The organism is Pseudomonas sp. P2S-1 (genome assembly GCF_057197725.1).
Map to the genome: position 1 here is coordinate 379,891 of NZ_CM170068.1, position 21,242 is coordinate 401,132.

Annotated in this window: 19 protein-coding genes; 12 read left to right on the forward strand and 7 right to left on the reverse strand. The window is 64.9% G+C overall.

The genetic code is table 11. The features are described 5' to 3' along the window. Positions 1-18: 18 nt before the first annotated feature. The 3 genes from AC2CQI_RS01865 to araD1 all read right to left on the reverse strand — a co-directional run bounded on the left by AC2CQI_RS01865 (position 19) and on the right by araD1 (position 3,986). Positions 19-1,572: a UxaA family hydrolase gene (locus AC2CQI_RS01865; protein ID WP_484578952.1), complete on the reverse strand. Its 1,554-nt coding sequence runs from the start codon at positions 1,570-1,572 to the stop codon at positions 19-21. Positions 1,573-1,600: 28 nt separating this feature from the next. Then, the gene (locus tag AC2CQI_RS01870; RefSeq protein ID WP_178392046.1) at positions 1,601-2,920 is read right to left on the reverse strand and encodes an MFS transporter; all 1,320 of its coding nucleotides are present in this window, start codon (positions 2,918-2,920) and stop codon (positions 1,601-1,603) included. Positions 2,921-2,987: 67 nt separating this feature from the next. Continuing rightward, on the reverse strand, positions 2,988-3,986 hold the full coding sequence (gene araD1, locus AC2CQI_RS01875; protein ID WP_075805391.1) for an AraD1 family protein: 999 nt from the start codon (positions 3,984-3,986) through the stop codon (positions 2,988-2,990). 135 nt (positions 3,987-4,121) lie between these two features. On the opposite strand from araD1, the gene AC2CQI_RS01880 reads away from it, so the two are divergent. Beyond that, entirely contained in the window at positions 4,122-5,030 is a 909-nt protein-coding gene (locus AC2CQI_RS01880) for a LysR family transcriptional regulator (RefSeq protein ID WP_484578953.1), read from the forward strand. A gap of 179 nt (positions 5,031-5,209) precedes the next feature. Then, complete coding sequence (locus AC2CQI_RS01885; RefSeq protein ID WP_484578954.1) at positions 5,210-5,749, forward strand: methylated-DNA--[protein]-cysteine S-methyltransferase; 540 nt, start codon at positions 5,210-5,212, stop codon at positions 5,747-5,749. 3 nt (positions 5,750-5,752) lie between these two features. On the opposite strand, the gene AC2CQI_RS01890 is transcribed toward AC2CQI_RS01885, so the two are convergent. Next, the gene (locus AC2CQI_RS01890) at positions 5,753-6,586 is read right to left on the reverse strand and encodes a hypothetical protein (protein WP_372239139.1); all 834 of its coding nucleotides are present in this window, start codon (positions 6,584-6,586) and stop codon (positions 5,753-5,755) included. A 99-nt stretch (positions 6,587-6,685) separates the two neighbouring features. Here AC2CQI_RS01890 and AC2CQI_RS01895 point away from each other — a divergent pair, with 99 nt between their 5' ends. Next, positions 6,686-6,877: a hypothetical protein gene (locus AC2CQI_RS01895; RefSeq protein ID WP_484580568.1), complete on the forward strand. Its 192-nt coding sequence runs from the start codon at positions 6,686-6,688 to the stop codon at positions 6,875-6,877. Between the two features lie 151 nt (positions 6,878-7,028). Here AC2CQI_RS01895 and AC2CQI_RS01900 read toward each other — a convergent pair whose 3' ends face one another. Then, positions 7,029-7,334, reverse strand: coding sequence for a hypothetical protein (locus AC2CQI_RS01900; protein WP_484578955.1), 306 nt, complete (start codon positions 7,332-7,334; stop codon positions 7,029-7,031). A gap of 175 nt (positions 7,335-7,509) precedes the next feature. Between AC2CQI_RS01900 and fae the strand changes: the two genes are divergently transcribed. The 4 genes from fae (at position 7,510) to AC2CQI_RS01920 (ending at position 11,934) form a co-directional block, all read left to right on the forward strand. Further along, a complete protein-coding gene (fae, locus tag AC2CQI_RS01905; RefSeq protein WP_075805396.1) occupies positions 7,510-8,022 on the forward strand; it encodes a formaldehyde-activating enzyme in 513 nt (170 codons plus the stop codon). A 10-nt stretch (positions 8,023-8,032) separates the two neighbouring features. Beyond that, positions 8,033-9,067, forward strand: coding sequence for an aldo/keto reductase (locus AC2CQI_RS01910; protein ID WP_075805397.1), 1,035 nt, complete (start codon positions 8,033-8,035; stop codon positions 9,065-9,067). Next, entirely contained in the window at positions 9,064-10,497 is a 1,434-nt protein-coding gene (locus AC2CQI_RS01915) for an NAD-dependent succinate-semialdehyde dehydrogenase (protein WP_484578956.1), read from the forward strand. Before AC2CQI_RS01910 ends, AC2CQI_RS01915 begins: the two co-directional genes overlap by 4 nt. Before the next feature lie 78 nt (positions 10,498-10,575). Then, on the forward strand, positions 10,576-11,934 hold the full coding sequence (locus tag AC2CQI_RS01920) for an MFS transporter (RefSeq protein ID WP_484578957.1): 1,359 nt from the start codon (positions 10,576-10,578) through the stop codon (positions 11,932-11,934). Between the two features lie 104 nt (positions 11,935-12,038). On the opposite strand, the gene AC2CQI_RS01925 is transcribed toward AC2CQI_RS01920, so the two are convergent. Both AC2CQI_RS01925 and AC2CQI_RS01930 read right to left on the reverse strand, forming a co-directional pair. Next, entirely contained in the window at positions 12,039-12,911 is an 873-nt protein-coding gene (locus tag AC2CQI_RS01925; protein WP_075805400.1) for a LysR substrate-binding domain-containing protein, read from the reverse strand. A 27-nt stretch (positions 12,912-12,938) separates the two neighbouring features. Further along, positions 12,939-14,117: a hypothetical protein gene (locus tag AC2CQI_RS01930; protein ID WP_484578958.1), complete on the reverse strand. Its 1,179-nt coding sequence runs from the start codon at positions 14,115-14,117 to the stop codon at positions 12,939-12,941. Positions 14,118-14,310: 193 nt separating this feature from the next. Here AC2CQI_RS01930 and AC2CQI_RS01935 point away from each other — a divergent pair, with 193 nt between their 5' ends. The 5 genes from AC2CQI_RS01935 to AC2CQI_RS01955 all read left to right on the forward strand — a co-directional run bounded on the left by AC2CQI_RS01935 (position 14,311) and on the right by AC2CQI_RS01955 (position 21,197). After that, positions 14,311-15,243 carry a LysR substrate-binding domain-containing protein gene (locus AC2CQI_RS01935; RefSeq protein ID WP_484578959.1) on the forward strand — a complete coding sequence of 311 codons (933 nt, stop codon included), beginning with the start codon at positions 14,311-14,313 and terminating at the stop codon, positions 15,241-15,243. Between the two features lie 228 nt (positions 15,244-15,471). Then, the gene (locus tag AC2CQI_RS01940; RefSeq protein WP_484578960.1) at positions 15,472-16,896 is read left to right on the forward strand and encodes an aldehyde dehydrogenase family protein; all 1,425 of its coding nucleotides are present in this window, start codon (positions 15,472-15,474) and stop codon (positions 16,894-16,896) included. 108 nt (positions 16,897-17,004) lie between these two features. Then, positions 17,005-18,315 carry an MFS transporter gene (locus AC2CQI_RS01945; RefSeq protein WP_075805404.1) on the forward strand — a complete coding sequence of 437 codons (1,311 nt, stop codon included), beginning with the start codon at positions 17,005-17,007 and terminating at the stop codon, positions 18,313-18,315. 1 nt (position 18,316) lies between these two features. Next, positions 18,317-19,534, forward strand: coding sequence for a mandelate racemase/muconate lactonizing enzyme family protein (locus AC2CQI_RS01950; protein WP_484578961.1), 1,218 nt, complete (start codon positions 18,317-18,319; stop codon positions 19,532-19,534). Positions 19,535-19,589: 55 nt separating this feature from the next. Further along, positions 19,590-21,197, forward strand: coding sequence for a GMC family oxidoreductase (locus tag AC2CQI_RS01955; RefSeq protein WP_484578962.1), 1,608 nt, complete (start codon positions 19,590-19,592; stop codon positions 21,195-21,197). Positions 21,198-21,242 lie beyond the last annotated feature (45 nt).

Below are 21,242 nucleotides of genomic sequence, written 5' to 3' on the forward strand. Positions count from 1 at the left end.
GGGTACTCCCTTAAGAAATCAGGTGATGGCGCCGATCTGCCACGGCACGAACTCGTTCTGCCCGTAGCCGTGCTGCTCGCTCTTGCTGCGCTCGCCCGAGGCGATTGCCAGCATCAGGCGGTAGATATGCTCGCCGCGCTCTTCGATGGTCATGCTGCCGTCGGCGATGCCGCCGCAGTTCACGTCCATGTCTTCCTCCTGGGTTTCCCACAGGCGGGTGTTGGTCGCCAGCTTGATCGACGGCGACGGCGCGCAGCCATAGGCCGAGCCGCGTCCGGTGGTGAAGGCGATCAGGTTGGCGCCGCCGGCGACCTGGCCGGTGGCCGAGATCGGGTCGTAGCCGGGGGTGTCCATGAACACCAGGCCATGGGCGCGCACCGGTTCGGCGTATTCGTAGACATCCACCAGGTCGCTGGAACCGGCCTTGGCCACGGCGCCGAGGGATTTTTCCAGGATGGTGGTCAGGCCCCCGGCCTTGTTGCCGGCGGACGGGTTGTTGTTCAGCTCGGCGCCCATGCGCTGGCAGTAGGCTTCCCACCACTGGATACGGGCGATGAGTTTTTCACCCACGGCCTGGTTCACGGCGCGACGGGTCAGCAGGTGCTCGGCGCCATAGATCTCCGGGGTTTCCGAGAGGATCGCGGTGCCGCCGGCAGCCACCAGGCGGTCCACTGCATTGCCCAGCGCCGGGTTGGCGGTGATTCCGGAATAACCATCGGAACCGCCGCATTGCAGGCCGACGGTGAGGTGGCGCACGCTGACCGGCTCACGCTGCACCGCATTGGCTTCGGCCAGCAGCGACTGGACCTGGGCGATACCGCTGGCGATGGTCTTCGAGGTGCCGCCGGTGCCCTGGATGGTGAAGGTGCGCAGGGTGTTGCAGCTTTCCAGGCCTTGCGCAGCGAGCAGGTCGGGGATCTGGTTGGTCTCGCAGCCCAGGCCGATCATCAGCACCGAGTGGAAGTTGGCGTGCACCGCATAGCCGCCAAGGGTGCGCTGCAGCATCGCCAGGGCCTCGCCGCCCGGGTCCACGGCGCAGCCAACGCCGTGGGTGAGGGCGACCACGCCGTCGACATTCGGGTAGTCGGCCAGCGCCTCGGGATGGATATCCCGGCGGAAATGGTCGGCGATGGCCCGGGCCACGGTGGCCGAGCAGTTCACCGAGGTGAGGATGCCGATGTAGTTGCGCGTGGCCACCCGGCCATCGCTGCGCACGATGCCCATGAAGGTATCCGCGACCGGTGCCTTGATGCCCTTGGCATCGACGCCGAAGGCGTAGTCGCGGCTGAAGTCGCCCATGGCCACGTTGTGCACATGCACATGCTGGCCGACACCGATGGCCTGGCTGGCAAAACCGATGATCTGTCCGTAGCGGCGCAGCGGCTCGCCCTCGGCGATATCCCGGGCGGCGATCTTGTGCCCGGCCGGCACCGGCTCGCGCACGCGGATGCCCTCCGGCAGTTCCAGGCCTTCGGTCAGTGGCTGGCGGGCGATCAGCACGTCGTCCAGCGGGTTGAGTCGGATCACGGCGAGGGCAGCGCGTTCGCTGCCTGTTGTTGTAATGAGTTGCATGACGGTTACCTCAGATAACAGCGGGGGCTCAGGCCAGCCCACGCTCGCGATAGTCGATCAGGCCGGAGAACAGCATCAGGCCGAAGGCCATGACCACGAAGAAGATCAGGGCCAGGAAATAGGAACCGGTGAACTGCACGATCAGGCCGATCAGGATCGGTACGATCACCCCGACCATGTTGCCGCAGAAGTTCATGCTGCCGCCCAGCACGCCGGCCTTGGACTTGCCGCCGAGGATGGCCGGCAGGCACCAGTACATGCCGCACCAGCGGATGAAGAACAGGGCCACGCAGAGCAGCGAGATCACCAGCGCGGCGTCCGGGGTGTAGGCCACCAGCAGGATGCACAGGGCGGCGACGGCGGCGGAGCCGGCAAACATGCTGCGCATCACGGTGTTCGGCTGGCCGCCGTTGGTCCGCCATTTGTCGGCAATCCAGCCGCCGACCAGCTCGCCGACGAATCCGCACATGAAGATCAGGAAGGTCGCCCCGCCCATGGCCTTGATGTCGAGGTTATGGGCCTGGTGCAGGTAGCTTGGCATCCAGGTCAGCAGGCCGTAGAACACGCTGTTGTAGCAGGCGTAGCCGGCGAACATGCACAGTACCGAACGGCTTTTCAGCAGTTCCTTGAGCACCGCCTTGCGGTTGCCGTTGGACTTGCTCGCAGCGTCGTTGGCCTGGGTGATGTAGTCCAGCTCGGCCTTGTTCACCAGCGGGTGTTCGCTCGGGTGGTTGCGGATGTACCACCAGGCCCAGATGCCGACCACCACGGTGCCGACGCCGGCAATCACGAAGGCGATGCGCCAGGAGTCGAACCAGGTGATCAGCCCGGCGATGATGATCGCGCCGAAGGCGGTGCCCAGCGGTGCGCCGCCGTCCACCAGGGTAGCGCCGCGCCCACGCTCGTTGGGGGTCAGCCATGAACCGTTGAGCTTGGCCCCGGCCGGCATGATCGGCGACTCGGCCACGCCCAGGCCGATGCGGGTGACCAGCAGGGTGATCCAGTTATGGGCGAAGCCGCCGAGGGCCTGGAAGGCACCCCAGCCGACGGTGGCGACGCCGACGATATTGCGCACCTGGAAACGGTCCAGGAGCATGCCGCTGGGGATCTGCATCAGCGCATAGGACCAGAAGAACGCGCTGAGGATCAGGCCTTCCAGGGCCGGGGTCAGTTCGAACTCGGCGGAAATCAGCGGCAGGGCCACCGACAGCGAGGCGCGGTCGATGTAGTTGATCGCCGCCAGCAACAGCAGGATCAGGAAGATGCGCCAGCGCACGTTGGTCGGACGTGCGCTATCGGTGCTGGCGAGGGCGGGCGAGGGGGCCGCCGGGTAAGGGCTGTTCTTCATGCTCATCTCACTCTTATGTTTGTTATGAAATGCCGGTTGGGCGCCTCCCTGCGCCGGGTCCATCGGTTCAGAGCGGTTTCACGGCTCCCGGTGCCAGCGGCTCGGCGGCCTGGCCCACGGCATTGCGCAGCGGCGCGCCGAACTCGGCCAGGCTGATCTCGAACACATCCCCCGGCGCGGTCCTGACCTGGTCGGCGAACGACAGGGTGGCGGTGCCGAAGAAGTGGATATGCACGTCGCCCGGCCGGAGGAATTGCGGGTACTTGAAGTGGTGGTATTCGAGGTTCTCCAGGGAGTGGCACATGTTGTCCTCGCCGCTGAGGAAGGGTTTCTCCCAGAGTACCGTGTCGCCACGGCGGATGCGGCTGACGCCTTCGAGGTGGCGCGGCAGTTCGCCGACCCGCAGTTCCGGGCCGTAGGCGCAGTTGCGCAGTTTCGAATGGGCCAGGTACAGGTAGCTGCGACGCTCCATCACATGGTCGGAAAACTCGTTGCCGATGGCGAAGCCCAGGCGGTAGGGCTGGCCATCATCTCCGATCACGTAGAGGCCGGCCAGTTCCGGCTCCTCGCCGGCATCTTCGGCGAAGGCAGGGCTCTGGAACGCCTGTCCCGGGCGCACCACGGTGGAACCGTCGCCCTTGTAGAACCACTCCGGCTGGGCACCGACGCTGCCGGCGGCCGGGCGACCGCCCTCGATGCCCCACTGGAACATGCGCGCGGTATCGGTCAGGGCGGCGGCATCGTCGATCTTCTGCTGGTGCATCTTGTCGCGGGTCGAGGCACTGCCCAGGTGGGTCAGGCCGGTGCCGCTGATCAGGCAGTGGGCCGGGTCTTCATGATCAAGGGGCGGCAGCACCCGGGCTTCGGCCAGGGCCAGGGAATAACTTTCAGTAACGTCGGCCAGGCCACGGGCCAGGACCTCGGCGGCCAGGCTGCGCTGGTTGCGGATCGCGGCCAGGGCCAGTTCACGCATATGGGTGGTGTCGCGCACCGGCTGGATCAGGTCGCCTTCGACCACGCCGACGTGGCGCCCTGCGGTTGCGGTTTCGAATTGGATCAGGCGCATGGCGGCTCCATGATTGATTGTTCTTGTGGAGGATCGATGGGGCCACTTTAAATTTCCCGGTCGATGCTGCCTAATGACAGCTATTGACTCCGTGATAACTTTTGGTGATCCCCTGTGCTGCCACCCCTGAGTTCCATGGCCTCGCGCCTTCGCATGCGGCAACTGCGCCTGCTGATCTGTCTCGACGAACTGGGCTCGATCCACAAGGCCGCCGAGGTCATGTCGATCACCCAGCCGGGGGCGACCAAGGCCCTCAACGAGATCGAATCGGCCCTTGGCGCGGTGCTTTTCGAGCGCACCAGCAAGGGCCTGGAGGCCAATGACCTGGGGCGCTGCGTGGTGCGTTATGCGCGGTTGATCAGCACTGACCTGGCGCACCTGCGCGAGGAGATGATCGGGATCATGCAGGGGCATGGCGGGCGGCTGTCGGTGGGCACCATCATGGGCGCGGTGCCGATGCTGGTGGACGGGCTGGCGCGGCTGCGCGAGGAACAGCCGGATTTGTCGGTGACGGTGGTCGAGGACACCAGCGACCGCCTGCTCAGCCTGCTGGATCAGGGCCGGCTGGACGTGGTGATCTGCCGGACCAGCGTCAGCCGCCGGCCGGATGCCTATGACAGCCGGGTCAAGCATCAGGAGCAACTGGTGCTGGTGGCCAACCCGGCCCATGCCCTGGCGGGCAGTGAGCATCTGGAGCTGGCGCAACTGGCGGATTCGCGCTGGGTGGTGTTCCCGGTGAACATGCCGATGCGCCTGACCCTGGAACGGGAGTTTCGCGAGGCGGGGCTGGGGTTTCCGCAGTACCCGATCGAGACTTCATCGACCTTCACCACCTTGTCGCTGTTGCGCCAGGACCCGGGGTTGCTGGCGGTGATGCCCTGGGATGTGGCGCGGGTGGCGGTGGAGCATGGGATGCTGGTGAAGTTGCCGTTGCAACTGGTGTCGCGCAGTGAGCCGTATGAGGTGGTGACGCGGCGCGGCGTGGAACTGAGCGGGCCGGGGCGGGTGTTGGTGGATATTTTGATGTACGCGGACTCGTTGTAGGAGCGTGGCTTGCCCGCGAAGGAGTGCGAAGCGCTCCCAAAAATGGTGCTGACAATGACATTTTTGGGACCGCTGCGCGGTCCTTCGCGGGCAAGCCACGCTCCTACGAGGGCCGTGTCGCTCTTTCAGCTGCGGCTTGATTCATGGTAAAGACTTCCCCCCAGACCCAGGACCGCCCCATGTACTACTCCACCCTCTACCAGTCCCCCGTCGGCACCCTGCAGCTCGCCGCCAGCGACAGCCACCTGCTGGGCCTGTGGATGGTCGGCCAGAAGTACTTCGGCGGCAGTGCCCCCGGGACCCTGGAGCCGAGCGACGACCTGCCGTTCTTCCAGCAGGTGCGCCACTGGCTCGACCAATACTTCGCCGGCGCACAACCCCCCATCGCCGATTTGCCCATGGCCCCGCTGGGCAGCGACTTCCGCCAGGCCGTGTGGGCCCTGCTTTGCGAGATCCCCTACGGCGGTACCACCACCTACGGCGAGATCGCCAAGGCCGTGGCCGCGCGCAGCGGCCTGCCGAGCATGTCCAGCCAGGCGGTTGGCGGGGCGGTGGGGCACAACCCGATCTCCATCATCATCCCCTGCCACCGGGTGATCGGCCGCGACGGCAGCCTGACCGGGTATGCCGGGGGGATCGAGAAGAAGATCCAGCTGCTGGAGCATGAGGGGGCGCTGTCGTCGCTGTTCTATACGCCCAGCCGCAGCAGCGCGCCCTAGCCGTCACTCTGTTTCCGCTCCCGGTGCGGGTGGTGTGGCCGGCGCGGGGTCGCCAAGCCAGCCGGTCATTGCCAGTACCAGTCGCTTGAGCCTGTCTGCGGTGATCGCGTCTCCACCGGCTTCGCCGATCCTGTCGTGCAGCTCACCCATGGCGGCCTGGCCCAGTTCCTCGATCCAGTTATCCTTGCGCAGGTTGTCGCACAGGTTCATCGCCGCGTCGTAGACCGACTCGTAATGGCGCTTCTGGTCCTCGAACAGGGCGATGCCCAGCCTGGCTGTGGCCGCCGGCAGTTCCGCCGCATCGGACCCATTACTGAGCAGGTAGACGCCGTAAAGGAATTTCAGGTGGTCCTGCAGGCAGTGGGCGCGAGTCTGGACACGAGGCACGATATCCGTCGCCCAGTCGGTTTCGCTCCCGGCCAGCAGGGGGAAACGCTTCAGGTATTCCAGGGCCTGTATGTGATAGAACCCGATGTAGATCGCGCGGAGTACCTGTATCGGATCCGCGCCTTCACTGGTCATGGCGGCCATCACCAGGTCCGCGGCGAAGATGTCGCAGAAGACTTCCTCGAAGGTCTGCGGGTCATCCAGGCACGCCAGTTGCGCGGCCATGAAGGTGTCCGGAGCTTGCGCCAGCTGCTGCACGTCGTTGATGACGTCCTCTACGTCCCGATGATGGATGGCGGCCGCAGGGGCGTTGCGCAGGTCACGCACCTGGTCCTCCAGCGAACGCTGCTTGGACGTGATCTGAGCGGCGATCAGCTCGGCCACCTGCTCCCGTGTTTCCGGCAGGGCGTTTTCCTGGTCGTAGAGCCGATGGCCGAGCTCGTGGCTCATCAGGAAGGTTTCATGCACCTCGGTCAGGAGGAAACGCCAGGGCTCGTCGAGGCGGCGTGGTTGCAGGAGGTCACGGTGCTCGTCATAGAACGCCGCACAATGCAGCGCTTGCTCCAGGCGCCCCACCTCGACAAGCCGCTCTGCCAGGACCTTGTGAAAGTAGATGATCGCCGGCTCCAGGTCACCGGCCTCGATGAACAGGCGATTGAGCAGGTTCAGCGATTGCCCCAGGTACTGGTCGTAGACGATCCAGGTGGCGTCCGGAAGGGTCACCAGCTCCACACGGCGTGATGTCGAGTAGACGATCCTGAAATGGGTGGGCACCTCGAACAGCGTCGCCAGGTGAGACAGCCGCGCGACACCCTTGCGGTACAGCTGCGGCTGGACCCGGCCTGCCTGGTTGGACCGGGTCACCCGGATGAAGCGGTCGATAGACGACGTGTCAGTTGTCATCTGCGTTCACCTGGGGACTTTTCGCCTTGAGGATCTCGAGCAGCGCGCGTTCGCTCACACCACGGATCTCCATGCCGTCGACGATCACCCTGACGTGCTTCTGCGCGGCGATCCGCGCGCGAACCACCGCGACGATACCGGTGATCACCATGGGCGCCAGGGTCATGATCACGGTCAGCAGCATCTGCCCGTCCAGGCCGCGGCGCTCGGAGGCGAAGCTGCCTACCTCCTGGCCCAGTGCTTCCAGCTCGTCGGCTGCGGATTTTTCCGATACTTCGATGGCGATATCGACCATGGGTTCCTCCTTGATGGGGCGGCGATGATAACAGGTACACCGATCCTGCCGGAGCCCTGTGGCCCGGCCATGACTTTCCCTCATACCCCCATGACTTTATGTGGTTCCAGCCCCCGCCAGCCCCGGTGATACAAAACCTGCAAACACACCCACCAACAACAAAGAGTGTTTGCAGATGAAAGAACTTGACCTGTACATCGGCGAAGGTTTCGAAGGCCCGGGCGTCAACGCCGCGCATATCAATATCCTTATCGGCCCGCGCAACGGCCCCGCCGGCCAGGCCTTTGCCAACAGCCTGGCCTCGCCGAGCCAGGGTCATTGCCCGTTCATGGTGATCGCCCAGCCGAACATCCCGGTCAAGCCCATGACCCTGTATGTGAACAAGGCCGCCATCGATGGCGAGCTGCACGGCAACGCCACCTGGGGCGCGTCCCAGGCCGGCATCGCCAAGGCCGTGACCGAGGCCTTGCTCGATGGCACCCTGCCGGCCGAGGCCGAGGACGAGTGGGCCATCGTCACCGCCAACTGGGTCAACCCCGCCTGCGACGACCTCGATGCGGTCTACCTGAACAACTACAACGCCTGCCGCACCGCCATCCGCGCCGCCCTCACGGGCAAGCCGGAACGCGCCCAGCTGGCCGATGTGGTCGGGCAGATCAGCAATCCCTTCTATACCCCGAAAGCCTGAGGTGGCCGCCATGCAATACATTCGCTTGGGCCATTCCGGCCTGGAAGTCTCGCGCCTGTGCCTGGGCACCATGAACATGGGTACCCCGGACTGGAAACCGTGGATCTTCGACGAGAAGCAGAGCGAGCCGATCGTCGCCCATGCCTTGGCCAACGGGGTCAATTTCATCGACCTGGCCGACTTCTATTCCGCCGGCGTCGGCGAGGAAGTGGTGGGGCGCATCGTCAAGCGCCTGGCCCGTCGCGAAGACCTGGTGATCACCACCAAGGTCGGCTACGGCACCCGCGCCGGGATCAACGCCAGCGGCCATTCGCGCAAGCACATCATGGACAGCATCGACGCCTCCCTGACCCGCCTGGGCATGGACTACGTCGACCTGTACATGCTGCATTACTTCGATGTGAACACCCCGGTGGAAGAAACCATGGGTGCGCTCAACGACATCGTCAAGGCCGGCAAGGCCCGCTATATCGGGGTCTCGACCATGCTCGCCGGGCAACTGGCGAAGATCCTCATGTGCTGCGAGCGCAATGGCTGGGTCAAGCCGATCAACATGCAGCTGCAGCTCAACGTCGCCTACCGCGAGGAAGAGCGCGAGATGATCCCGCTGTGCCGCGACCAGGGCCTGGGCGTGTCGGTGTTCAGCCCGCTGGCCCGCGGTCTGCTCAGCGGCGATGTGCAGTCGACGCGCAACCAGACCGACTTCTTCACCCAGCAGATGTACAGCGACGAGGCGTCGTTCGAGATCGCCCGTTCGGTACAGCGAGTGGCCCGCGCCCGTGGCGTGTCCAACGCGCAGGTGGCCCAGGCCTGGGTGCTCGGTCACCAGGGTGTCGACTGCATGCTGGTGGGCGCCGATACCACGGCGCAGTTCGACAGCGCTTTGGCGGCCCTGGATACCCGCCTGGATAGCGAGGAACTGCATGAACTGGAGCGCAACTACACACCGTGCGACCTGATCAACGACTACACCGCCGGCAAGCGCATTCTGCGTTCGGCACGGCCGGGCAGCGAGCGTTTCCTGCTGAGCGAGGCGGTGGCATGAGCGGGCTGCTGCGTCACGGCAACTACATCGATGGCCAGTGGTGCTCCGGCGGTGCGACCTACCCGGTGACCGACCCGGCCAGCGGCGAGCTGATCACCCAGGTGCAGAAGGCCGGCGCCGAGGAAACCAGCCTGGCCATCGCCGCTGCCGAACGGGCCTTGCCGGCCTGGCGCGGCCTGACCGCCAAGGAGCGCAGCCAGCGCCTCAAGCGCTGGGGCGAACTGATGCTCGCCCAGCAGCGCGAGCTGGCCACGCTGCTCAGCCGCGAACAGGGCAAGCCGCTGGCCGAGGCCATGGGCGAGGTGGTCTATGCCGCGAGTTTCCTCGAGTGGTTCGCTGAGGAAGCCAAGCGCGCCTACGGCGATGTAATCCCCAGCCACAAGGCCGATGCGCGCATCGTCGTGGTCAAGGAAGCGATCGGTGTGGTGGCCGCCATTACCCCGTGGAACTTCCCCCTGGCGATGGTCACCCGCAAGGTCGGTCCGGCGCTGGCAGCGGGCTGCACCATGGTCCTCAAGCCTTCGGAAGAAACCCCGCTGTCGGCCTTCGCCCTGGCGGTGCTGGCCGAGCAGGCCGGGATTCCGGCAGGCGTATTCAATATCGTCTCCGGCGATGCCGTGGCCATCGGCGGTGCGCTGCAAGCCTCCAGCGTGGTGCGCAAGCTGTCGTTCACCGGCTCGACCCGCACCGGCAAGCTGCTGATGCGCCAGGCCGCCGAGACTCTGAAGAAGGTTTCGCTGGAACTGGGCGGCAATGCGCCCTTCATCGTCTTCGACGATGCCGACCTGGACGCAGCGGTGAAGGGCGCCATGGCCTCGAAATTCCGCAATACCGGGCAGACCTGCGTGTGCGTCAACCGCTTCTTTATCCAGGACGGGGTGTACGACGCCTTCGTCGGCAAGCTGGCCGAGGCGGTGCGGGCCATGCGTGTCGGTTCGGCGCTGGAAGGCGCGACCGACCAGGGCCCGCTGATCAACGCGGCGGCCCTGGCCAAAGTCGAGGCCCATGTCGGCGATGCCCTGGAGAAGGGTGCACGACTGGTCTGCGGCGGCCAGCGCCATGCCCTGGGCGGGACCTTCTTCGAACCCACGGTGCTGGCCGAGGCGAGCCGCGACATGCTCATCGCCAGCGACGAAACCTTCGGCCCGGTGGCCGCCTGCTTCCGCTTCAAGGACGAAGCCGAGGTGCTGCAGGCGGCCAACGACACGCCTTATGGCCTTTCCGCCTACTTCTACAGCCGCGAGATCGGCCGGGTCTGGCGCATGGCGTCGGGCCTGGAGGTTGGCATGGTCGGGATCAACGAAGGGGTGATTTCCACGGAAGTCGCGCCCTTTGGCGGGATCAAGGAATCGGGCCTGGGCCGGGAGGGCTCGAAGTACGGCCTCGACGAATACCTGGAGATCAAATACCTGCTGATGGGCGGGTTGTAAGGCACCCACCGCCGCTGGCAGCACACCGGCGGCGTTTCGGCTTCATCTCTGCTTCAAGAACAAAAACCGGAGACGAACATGTCCGTAACCCCACTCAAGATCGATGACCTGCCGATCGGTCGCTTCCATATCAAGATCGCCGGCCTGACCTTCGGCGCCCACTTCACCGACGGCTATATCCTTGGCCTGATCGGTATCGCCTTCACCTTGCTCAGCCCGCAGATGCAGCTGGACGCCTTCTGGCAGGGGCTGATCGGTGCCTCGGCGCTGATCGGCCTGTTCCTCGGCAGCCTGTTCTTCGGCTGGATTTCCGACCGCCTTGGCCGGCAGAAGATCTTCCTGATCAGCTTCGTGCTGATCACCCTGGCTTCGGTCATGCAGTTCTACGTGGAAAGCGCGGCGGCCTTGCTGGCCTGCCGGATCCTTATCGGCATCGGCCTGGGCGGGGACTTCAGCGTCGGCCATGCCATGCTCGCCGAGTTCGCCCCGCGCAAGCACCGTGGCGTGCTGCTGGGTTCGTTCAGCGTGATCTGGACCTTCGGTTATGTGGCGGCGACCTTTGTTGGCACGGCGATGCTCAGCCTGGGCGATGACGCCTGGCGCTACATGCTGGCGTCCTCGGCGATTCCTGCCGGGTTGATCCTGCTGGCGCGTATCGGTACCCCGGAGTCGCCGCGCTGGCTGGTCAATCGCGGGCGCATCGAGGAAGCCCGGGCCATCGTGCGCGAGCACCTTGGCGCCCATGTGGTGCTGGATGAAGAGCCGGCCGGCGAGCATCGCTCGGGGTATGCCGCGCTGTTCAGTCGCGAGTACCGCAAGCGCACCGCGTTCAACTGCCTGTTCTTCGTGTGCATCGTCATGCCGTACTTCGCCATCTACACCTTCCTGCCGACTATCCTGGAAAAGATGGGGCTGGCCGAAGGTTTCGGTACCGAGCTGATGCTCAACCTGCTGCTGATCGTCGGGGCATTGCTGGGGATCTGGTGCACGGTGAAGTTCTCGCGGCGCGGGTTCCTCATCGGCTCGTTCGTGATCCTGGCGGCGGCGCTGTTCCTGCTGGCGGTGTTGCCGGGCGGTGCGGCGTGGCTGATGGTGCTGGTGTTCGGGTTGTTCACCCTGGTGCTGTCGGCGGTGAGCAACCTGGCCGGGGTGTTCCCGGCGGAGAGCTTCCCGACGCCGGTACGGGCCAGTGGAATCGGCCTGGCCACGGCAGTGAGCCGCCTGGGTTCGGCGGTGAGTACTTTCCTGCTGCCGCTGAGCGTAGCGGGGATCGGCTTGAGCCCGACCATGGGCATCCTGGCGGCGATCCTGGCGTTTGGCGCGCTGATTTCCTGGGCCTGGGCGCCGGAGACCAAGGCGCTGACCCTGAGCCAGGCGTGTGATGTGCCGAGTGTTGATGGGGTGAAGGTCGGGGCTGTGTCTGGCCTGGCTACCTAGGTGTCTTTACTGGCCTCATCGCTGGCAAGCCAGCTCCCACAGGGTACGCGATCCCTGTGGGAGCTGGCTTGCCAGCGATGAGGCCGGTGATAACAACGGAAGAATCAGCCAGTGACCCCTTGCAACCAGTCAGTGAACAACCCCACCTTCGACAACCCCTGCTTGTCCCCCGCCACATCCAGCCAGTACCCATAAGGCCCCAGCACCTCCACCCCGGCAATCGGCAGCAGGCTGCCCTCACGCAATTCCCGCTCGATCATCTGCCGGTCGATCACCGCCAGCCCACCGCCGGCCAGCGCGGTGTGAATTACCTGGTCCAGGGTAGTGAATTCCAGCCCTCCGGCCGTCTCCACATCATCCCGGCCCATGGCTGCCAGCCAGTTTTCCCAGACCTTCAAGCGCTTGCCGTCATGCAGGATATGCAGCAGCGGCCAGGCGCGCAGATCCGGCGCCTGGCCGTCGACGAACAGCTCGGCACTGGCTACCGCCACATGCCGCTCCATCACCAGCAACTCGCTATGCCAGTGCTCCGCCGGCCCCAGGCCGAAGCGGATGCGACAGTCGATCTCGGCCAGGTGCTCATGGCTGGCCTGGTTGCTCACGCTCAGGCTGATCTCCGGATAGCGCCGGCAGAAATCCCGCAACTGCGGCGACAGCCAGCGCGTGCCCCAGGTGGGCGGGGCGAGGATGCGCAGGCGCTGGCGCAGGTTGGGGATGCGTACCGATTGCAGGGCACGGTCGATCTGGTCGAAGGCCGCCGCCAGTTGCGGCGACAGCGCCGCGCCGGCCTCGGTCAGGGTCAAACCCAGATGAGTCCGCACGAACAGCGCCACGCCCAGGTGATCTTCCAACTGCTTGATCTGCCGGCTGACCGCACCCTGGGTCACGTTCAACTCAAGGGCGGCGCGGCTGAAACTGCGGTGCCGCGCGACTTCTTCGAAGACGCGCAGCATGTTGAGGGGAGGGAGCTGACGCATGGGGCCACCCCCTTTGGGGAAAGGACGTTAGAAGTAGTACCCGATGTTCACGTAGACCTGGTTTTCCCACTGGTCGCTACCACCCGCACCCAGGCTCTGGGTGTAGTTGCTGCCGCCGATATAGGGATCGTTCTTGCCGAACAGCCACTCGGTGGCGATCCACAGTTTGCTCACCGAGAAGGACGAACCGAGGATCAGCCGCTCCGAGGTGTCGAAGCCCGCGGCCGACTTGTCGAAGGCGCTGTAGTTGGCGTACAGCTTGATGCCGCTGACCTGGTCGAACAGGTACTTGCCGTCGACGTCGTAGCTCAGGTCGGCGACATAGAAATTGCCGCGGCTGGCGACGTTGAAGGTGCCGTCGTAGCCGCCGAAGGTGACCAGCTCGTCGGTGCCTTCGTTGCGTGGTGACATCTGTTGCCGCGCCGCCATCAACTGCACGCCCCAGGGGCCGTTCTTGCCCAGGTAGTGCACGGCTACGGCGTTGCGCCGGCCATCGTCGTGGGTGTCGTTGTTCTTCAGGGTCGAGGTCATGCCGGACACGCCCACCTCGGATTTCCAGTCGCCCAGTTGCACCGCCCGCGCCACCCGCAGCACGGCGGTGTTGCGCTCGCGGTTGTCGCTGCCGTCGGCGACATAGCTGTCGGCGGAAGACACCACCGTCGAGTAGGTGCGCCCGTTGCTGGTGCCCTTGCCCTGCCAGGCCGGGCGCAGGTACCAGCCGGCCTGGACGTTCCAGGCGCCGGCCTGCTGGATGTACTTGGCGCCGATCTGCTCGACGTCTTCCAGGCCGATCACGTTGCCCAGGGTTTCGAAGAAGGTGCTGCCGAAGTAGGGCAGCAGGCCGAAGGGGATCTGGTTGAGACCGATCTGGACCTGCTGCTCGGGATTGAATCTGTAGCCGACCCAGGCGGTTTCGGCGAAGGCGATATCACCGACATTGTTGGTGTACTTGTACGGGTAGGCCCGCCCGTAGAAACGGTACTTGGCCGCGCCGATCCAGCTGTCGGAGTCGTATTTGGCGGTGAGGAAGGCGGTGTCGAAGTTGAACTTCTGGATATCCCGGTCCGGGTCGTAGTCCCAGCGCGCGCGGACGGCGCCGCCGAGGTCGAGGTGGTCGGTGACCTGCACGGCGAAGGCCGGAACGGCGAGGCTGGACAGGGCGGCAAGACAGACGGACTGCAAGCGCAGGGAAGAACTGAAGGGCATGGTGCGGCTCTCGTTGTTGTTATGTGAGACGCGCGCAGTGTTGCCAGCGGGGCTTTGTCGGACAAACGATTAAATGGCAGGGTAAACCTGCAATAAACGCAGGTTAGTCGAGGAATATTCCGAATGTCCTGTGGGATGTGTCTTACGCTGCATGGGATACTTCACACCTTTCCCGTCCCGCCGAGCGCCTTCCATGAAACGCAAGATGCCAGGTCTCAACGCCCTCAAGGCCTTCGAAGTGGCCGGCAGCACCGGCAGCTTCACCCGTGCTGCCGAGTTGCTCAACGTCACCCAGAGCGCGGTCAGCCGCCAGGTCCGGCAACTGGAAGAGCAGCTTGGCGAGCACCTGTTGCAGCGCCGCCATCACCATCTTGAATTGACCAATGCCGGGCGCGTGCTGCTGCGGGCGCTGCACCAGTCCTTCGACAAGATCGAAATGACCGTGCGCAGCATCCAGCAGAAGACCCACGCCAACCGCCTGCACCTCAATGCCCCGCCGACCTTTACCAGCCGCTGGCTGATGCCGCGCCTGGGGCGCCTGCGCGAGCGTCATCCGGAGCTGGAGCTGAGCATCACCACGCAGTTGCAGGACAGCCTGGCCGAGACCGCCACCCTTGACTGCGCGATCCGTTTCGGCAATGGCGAGTGGGACGGGCTGGACAGCTCGCTGCTGATCCAGGAGCGGCATATCGCCGTGTGTGCGCCGTCGCTGTATGCCCGGGAGCAGGACGAGGAGGGCATCGACCTCAACCGCATGACCTTGCTGCATGTGCTGGCCCGGGAAGACCAGCGCTACCTGACCTGGAAGCACTGGCTGGATGCGGCGCGGATCAGTGGCGTGGATACCCAGGGTGGTTACGAGTTCGACCTGCTGGACCTGGCCATCCGTGCGGCGGTGGATGGGCTGGGGATCACCATTGCCGACTGGCATATGGTCGCGGCGGAGCTGGCCAGCGGGCGCCTGACCCAGGTGCTCAATGTGCATGTGGAAGGGCACCAGTCGTACTGGCTGGTGACCCGGCCGGAGCAGCGTGATGCGCCGCAGTTGCAGCTGTTCCACCAGTGGTTGCAGGAGGAGATCTGGTTGGGGCAGCGGCAGCTGGAGCCGTCTACTCCGGCAGTGTGATGGTGCTCTTCAGGGCCTCATCGCTGGCAAGCCAGCTCCCACAGGGTCTGTGTGCGCCGCCGGACCTGTGGGAGCTGGCTTGCCAGCGATGAGGCCCGAGAGGACACCCTCCCTCTCACTAACATGCCTTTTTCGAATGTTACCCCCACCAATTAATCGTTTGTCCCCCCCAGCGCAAATCACAACACTGCCCGCCAATAACAACGTGACAACGATGGGCAGTCTGCGATGCGAATCGAGCGAAATTTTGTTCAGGGCGACTTTATCGAACCGGCCGGCACGGCGCGGATCACCGTGTTTGATCCGGCCACCGAAGCCAAGGTCGGTGAAGTAGCCGCCGCCACCGTCAACGAGGCCATCGCCGCCGTAGACGCTGCCGCCGCCGCCCAGAAAACCTGGGGCAAGCTGACCAGCATCGAACGCGGCGACTACCTGCGCGCCTTCGCCGATGCCCTGGAAGCCCGTGCCGTGCCCATTGGCGAAGCCCTGGCCGCCGAGTCCGGCAAAAGCCTGGTCGACGCCAGCAATGAAGCCCGCTACGCCGCGCAGATCACCCGCTACCACGCCGAGTGGGCACGCCGCATCGAAGGCGAGATCATCCCCAGCGATACCCCGGACGAACGCCTGTTCCTGCACCGCGAGGCCATCGGTGTGGTGGCCTGCCTGATCCCGTTCAACTACCCGGTCTACACCCTGCTGCGCAAGGTCGCCCCGGCGCTGATCGCCGGCAACACGGTGGTGGTGCGCCCGAGCAACAACACCCCGCTGTCGGCTTTCGAGATCGCCCGTGCGGCACAGCAAGCGGGCCTGCCGGCCGGCGTGCTGAATATCCTGACCATGGACCACGCAACCGCCGCCAGCCTGTGCACCCACAAGGCGGTGGGCCTGATCACCCTGACCGGCAGTGTCAACGCCGGGCGCATCGTTCTCGACTACTGCAAGGAAAACATCGCCAAGCCGTCGCTGGAGCTGGGCGGCAAGACCCCGGTAATCGTCGAGCCGGATGCCGACCTGGAACAGGCCGCCAACGCCATCGTCGCCTCCAAGACTACCCATTGCGGCCAGTTGTGCACGGCGGTGGAGCGGGTCTATGCCCATGAGAGCGTGCATGAGCGCCTGCTGGCGCTGCTGAAAGAGAAGTTCGCTGCCGTGCGCTTCGGCGACCGTGCCGAAGACCCGAGCCTGATGGGCCCGCTGGTCAACGCCGCCTCCCGGCGTAACATCCACGCCATGGTCGAGCGCGCCGTCGCTGCCGGTGCGGTGCTGGAGGCGGGCGGTTTCATCCCGGAAGGCCCGGGCCATTTCTACCCGGCGACCCTGCTCAGCCACTGCCGCCAGGACATGGAGATCGTCCAGGAAGAAACCTTCGGTCCGGTGCTCGCCTTGCTCAGCTACCACGATATCGACCAGGCCCTGGAGATGGCCAACGACCATCAATTCGGCCTGTCCTCGGTGCTGTTCAGCGAGAACTACCGCACCACCCTGAAGGTCGCGGCCGCCATCGAAGCCGGCGAGCTCTACGTCAACCGCACCCCGGCCGACCCTTACCAGGGCTTCCACGCGGGCTGGAAACGCTCGGGCCTGGGCGGCGATGACGGCAAGCACGGCATGCTCGAATTCACCCAGACCCGACTGGTGGTCATGAAGTACTGAGCTGCAAGCGGCAAGCTACAAGTTTCGAGCAGTCCGCGTCGCGCTTTTACTTGGCGCTTATGGCTTGCAGCTTGCCGCTCCCTAATAAGAACAACAGAGAATCCATTTATGTCCAAGCATGCTGCCGCTCCGCATTCTGCCGTCCTCGCCGAGGACGCCAGCGACAAGGGAAGTCGCTATTTCCAGTTGATGCTGCTGGTCCTCGCCGCCGGGGCGATCTACCCGATCCTGTACCTGCGCCAGGTCTACCAGACCACCATGCTCGAAGTGTTCCAGATCAACCATTCCGAGCTGGGCTACCTGTATTCCATGCTCGGCACCATCTTCCTGCTCAGCTACCTGCCCAGCGGCTGGCTGGCGGACCGGATCGCCCCGCGCTTCCTGATCTTCTTCTCGCTGGTCGCCACCGGCGCCCTCGGCCTGTGGTACTCCACCGCACCGGGCATGGACGGCCTGCTGGTGATCTTCGGTTGCTGGGGCCTGACCACCGGCCTGACCTTCTGGGCCTCGGTGCTCAAGCGCGTGAAGATGATCGCCCGGCAGTCCGAACAGGGCCGCTTCTTCGGCATCCTCGACGGCGGTCGCGGGCTGGTCGAGGCGCTGCTGGCCACCGTCGCCCTGGCGCTGTTCGCCATGGCCACGGAAACCCGCGGCGAGTCGGTGGCCGAAGGCTTCAGGCATGTGGTCTACCTGTATTCCTTCACCTGTATCGCCATCGGCTGCGTGCTGGTGCTGCTGAAAGACCCGAAATCCATGGACGACACCCGGCCGGTGGAGCAGGGCAAGTTCAACCTGCTCAGCGACCTGGCGACCTTGGTGAAGATCCCCGAGCTCTGGCTGGTGACCGCCATCGTGTTCTGCGGCTACCACATCTTCTGGGCCACCTACAGCTTCTCCGACTACCTGCAAGGCAGCGGCATGACCGCGGTCATGGCCGGCACCATCACCACCATCAAGCTGTGGATGCGCCCCATCGGCGGCATCGGCGGCGGCTGGCTGGGTGACAAGTTCAGCAATGTCTCGGTGCTGATCGTCGCGCTGCTGCTGGCGACCCTGGGCATCTTCGGCCTGATCATCTTCCCGGGCCTGAACAGCCTCGGCCTGCTGATCGCCACGGTGATCTTCATCGGCCTGATGACTTACGCGATTCGCGGGCTGTACTGGGCGATCCTCGACACTTGCGCCATCCCGCTGCGCATCACCGGCCTGGCCATCGGCATCGTCTCGGTGGTGGGTTACCTGCCGGACACCTTCATCCCGCTGATCAATGGCTACCTCACCGAACACTACCCGGGCGCCCTCGGCTACCAGCTGTACTTCGGCTACATCGGCGCCGTGGGCCTGGTCGGCACGCTGGCCGCGGTGGCATTGCGTGGCCGGGTCAAACGCAAGCAACTCCTTCAGAACACTGGTGCCTGAGATGAAAATCGTCGCTCTCGAAACCCATATCGTCGCCGTACCGCCACCCCATATCGGCGGCATGTACTGGCTGTTCGTCAAGTTGCGCACTGCCTGCGGCATCGAAGGCGTCGGCGAGATCTACGCCGCCACCTTCGGCCCCAAGGCCATGCTGCCGATCATCGAGGACGTGTTCGAGCGCTATCTGCTCGACCAGGACCCGCACCATATCGAGCGCTTCTTCCGCCAGGCCTATTCCAGCGGCTTCACCCAGCGCCCCGACCTGACCATGATGGGCGTGGTCAGCGGCCTGGAAATGGCCTGCTGGGACATCATCGGCAAGGCGGCGAACAAGCCGGTGTACGAGCTGCTTGGCGGCAAGGTCCATGAGCGCCTGCGCTCCTACACCTACCTGTACCCGCTGAACAGCCAGGGCGAGTACGACTACGACGACCCGGACCTGGCCGCCGAATGCGCGGTGCAGAACATGAACAAGGGCTTCACCGCCCTCAAGTTCGACCCGGCCGGCCCGTACACCGCGTATTCCGGGCACCAGATCTCCCTGGAGGTGCTGGACCGCTGCGAAACCTTCTGCCGCAAGATCCGCGAGGCGGTGGGCAACAAGTGCGATTTGCTGTTCGGCACCCACGGGCAGATGGTGCCGTCCTCGGCGATTCGTTTGGCCAGGCGCCTGGAGAAATACGATCCGCTGTGGTTCGAGGAACCGATCCCGCCAGGGCAGGAAGACGCTATGGCCCAGGTTGCCGGCAAGACCAGCATCCCGATCGCCACCGGTGAGCGCCTGACTACCAAGTACGAGTTCTTCAAGCTGCTGCAGGCCGGCGGGGCGTCGATCCTGCAGATGAACGTGGCGCGCTGCGGCGGCCTGTTGGAAGCGAAGAAGATCGCCAGCCTGGCCGAGGTCTACTACGCGCAGATTGCCCCGCACCTCTACAACGGGCCGGTCGGCGCGGCGGCGAGCTTCCAGCTGGCGGCCTGCACGCCGAACTTCCTGATCCAGGAAAGCATCGAGACCTGGGGCGGCTTCCATGCCGAGGTGCTGAAGAAGCCGCTGCAATGGGAGGACGGCTACATCATCCCGTCCAGCGAGCCGGGCCTGGGCGTGGAGCTGAACATGGACGTGGTGCGCAAGCACAGCCCGTACACCGGCCAGCGCCTGCATCTGCAGATGGCCGCCAACCCGGTGGATGTGCGCGACACCTCGCCAGCCAAAGGCTGACCTTGTTCCCGCCCGGCAACGGGCGGTGTTTTTCCCGACTTACGCGGTAACTTGCATGACTTACGACTACATCATCGCCGGCGCAGGCGCTGCCGGTTGCGTCCTGGCCAACCGGCTTTCGGCCTCGGGCAAACATTCGGTCCTGCTCCTGGAAGCGGGCGGCAAGGACGATTCGTTCTGGTTCCGCATCCCGGTCGGCTTCGCCAAGATGTACTACAACCCGACCTTCAACTGGATGTACTACAGCCAGCCGCAACAGCAGCTCGGCGGCCGTGCCCTGTATGCCCCGCGGGGCAAGGTGCAGGGCGGCTCCGGCTCGATCAACGCGATGATCTACGTGCGTGGCCAGGCCCATGACTTCGACGATTGGGCCGCCAACGGCAACGATGGCTGGGGCTTCAAGGATGTGCTGCCGTACTTCCGCAAGCTGGAAAACCACCCGCTGGGCGACAGTGAGTACCACGGTGGCAGCGGGCCGATCAGCATCACCCCGATGAAGGGCCAGACCCACGCCATCTGCGATGTCTTCCTCAAGGGCTGCGAAGAGTTGGGCTACCCGCGCAGCGATGATTTCAACGGACCGGACTTCGAAGGCGCCGGGATCTACGACGTCAACACCCGCAATGGCCAGCGCTGCTCCAGCAGCTTCGCCCACCTGCATCCGGCGCTGGGCCGGACCAATCTCAAGGTCGAGCATCATGCGTTGGTGGACCGGGTGTTGTTCGAAGGGCAGCGGGCGACTGGCGTGATGGTCAGCCAGAACGGCGTCAACCGCACCTTCACCGCGCGCAAGGAAGTGATCCTCTGTGCCGGTGCCGTGGATACGCCGAAAATCCTGCAACTGTCCGGTGTCGGCGATCGCGGACTGCTGGACCGGCACGGTATCGCCCAGGTCAAGCAACTGCCGGCGGTGGGGCAGAACCTGCAGGACCACCTCTGCGTCAGCTACTACTACAAGGCCAATGTGCCGACCCTCAATGACCAGCTCAGCTCGCTGCTGGGCCAGCTCAAGCTGGGCATCCAGTACCTGCTGACGCGCAAGGGCGCGCTGGCGATGAGCGTCAACCAGGCGGGCGGTTTCTTCCGCGGTGACGAGCTGGAGCAGAACCCCAACCTGCAGCTGTACTTCAACCCGCTGTCGTACCAGATTCCGAAGAACAACAAGGCCAGTCTCAAGCCTGAGCCTTACTCCGGTTTCCTGCTGTGCTTCAACCCGTGCCGGCCGACCAGCCGCGGGCATGTCGAGATCGCTTCGGGTAATCCGCGGGATGCCGCGCTGATCGACCCTAATTATCTGAGTACCGAGAAGGACAGGGCGGAAGCGATCCAGGGCAGCCGCCTGATGCGCCGGATCATGCAGGCGCCCGCGCTCAAGGGCATCACCGTGGACGAAGTGCTGCCGGGGCCGGCGGTGGAGAGCGACGAGCAGATGCTCGAGTATTTTCGCCAGAACTGCGGGTCGATCTACCACCTGTGCGGCACCTGTGCGATGGGCGCGGACGAGCAGGTTTCGGTAGTCGACAAGCGCTTGAAGGTGCATGGCCTGGACGGGCTGCGGGTGGTGGATGCGTCGATCTTCCCCAATGTGACGTCGGGCAATACCCATGCGGCGGTGCTGATGGTGGCGGAGAAGGGCGCGGACCTGATTCTGGCCGATGCCTGATCTGGAGAGGCTTGCACAAAACCCTGTGGGAGCTGGCTTGCCAGC

Excerpts from the sequence above, each read along its gene's own strand:
- AC2CQI_RS01885 (WP_484578954.1), top strand. The coding sequence starts at position 5,210 with ATGTACTACTCCACCCTCTACCAGTCCCCCGTCGGCACCCTGCAGCTC.
- AC2CQI_RS01895 (WP_484580568.1), top strand. The coding sequence starts at position 6,686 with ATGCAGCGCTTGCTCCAGGCGCCCCACCTCGACAAGCCGCTCTGCCAG.
- AC2CQI_RS01945 (WP_075805404.1), top strand. The coding sequence starts at position 17,005 with ATGTCCAAGCATGCTGCCGCTCCGCATTCTGCCGTCCTCGCCGAGGAC.
- AC2CQI_RS01925 (WP_075805400.1), bottom strand. The coding sequence starts at position 12,911 with ATGCGTCAGCTCCCTCCCCTCAACATGCTGCGCGTCTTCGAAGAAGTC.
- araD1 (WP_075805391.1), bottom strand. The coding sequence starts at position 3,986 with ATGCGCCTGATCCAATTCGAAACCGCAACCGCAGGGCGCCACGTCGGC.
- AC2CQI_RS01955 (WP_484578962.1), top strand. The coding sequence starts at position 19,590 with ATGACTTACGACTACATCATCGCCGGCGCAGGCGCTGCCGGTTGCGTC.
- AC2CQI_RS01915 (WP_484578956.1), top strand. The coding sequence starts at position 9,064 with ATGAGCGGGCTGCTGCGTCACGGCAACTACATCGATGGCCAGTGGTGC.
- AC2CQI_RS01940 (WP_484578960.1), top strand. The coding sequence starts at position 15,472 with ATGCGAATCGAGCGAAATTTTGTTCAGGGCGACTTTATCGAACCGGCC.
- AC2CQI_RS01935 (WP_484578959.1), top strand. The coding sequence starts at position 14,311 with ATGAAACGCAAGATGCCAGGTCTCAACGCCCTCAAGGCCTTCGAAGTG.
- AC2CQI_RS01870 (WP_178392046.1), bottom strand. The coding sequence starts at position 2,920 with ATGAAGAACAGCCCTTACCCGGCGGCCCCCTCGCCCGCCCTCGCCAGC.
- AC2CQI_RS01910 (WP_075805397.1), top strand. The coding sequence starts at position 8,033 with ATGCAATACATTCGCTTGGGCCATTCCGGCCTGGAAGTCTCGCGCCTG.
- AC2CQI_RS01930 (WP_484578958.1), bottom strand. The coding sequence starts at position 14,117 with ATGCCCTTCAGTTCTTCCCTGCGCTTGCAGTCCGTCTGTCTTGCCGCC.
- AC2CQI_RS01900 (WP_484578955.1), bottom strand. The coding sequence starts at position 7,334 with ATGGTCGATATCGCCATCGAAGTATCGGAAAAATCCGCAGCCGACGAG.
- AC2CQI_RS01890 (WP_372239139.1), bottom strand. The coding sequence starts at position 6,586 with ATGAGCCACGAGCTCGGCCATCGGCTCTACGACCAGGAAAACGCCCTG.
- AC2CQI_RS01950 (WP_484578961.1), top strand. The coding sequence starts at position 18,317 with ATGAAAATCGTCGCTCTCGAAACCCATATCGTCGCCGTACCGCCACCC.
- fae (WP_075805396.1), top strand. The coding sequence starts at position 7,510 with ATGAAAGAACTTGACCTGTACATCGGCGAAGGTTTCGAAGGCCCGGGC.
- AC2CQI_RS01865 (WP_484578952.1), bottom strand. The coding sequence starts at position 1,572 with ATGCAACTCATTACAACAACAGGCAGCGAACGCGCTGCCCTCGCCGTG.
- AC2CQI_RS01880 (WP_484578953.1), top strand. The coding sequence starts at position 4,122 with ATGGCCTCGCGCCTTCGCATGCGGCAACTGCGCCTGCTGATCTGTCTC.
- AC2CQI_RS01920 (WP_484578957.1), top strand. The coding sequence starts at position 10,576 with ATGTCCGTAACCCCACTCAAGATCGATGACCTGCCGATCGGTCGCTTC.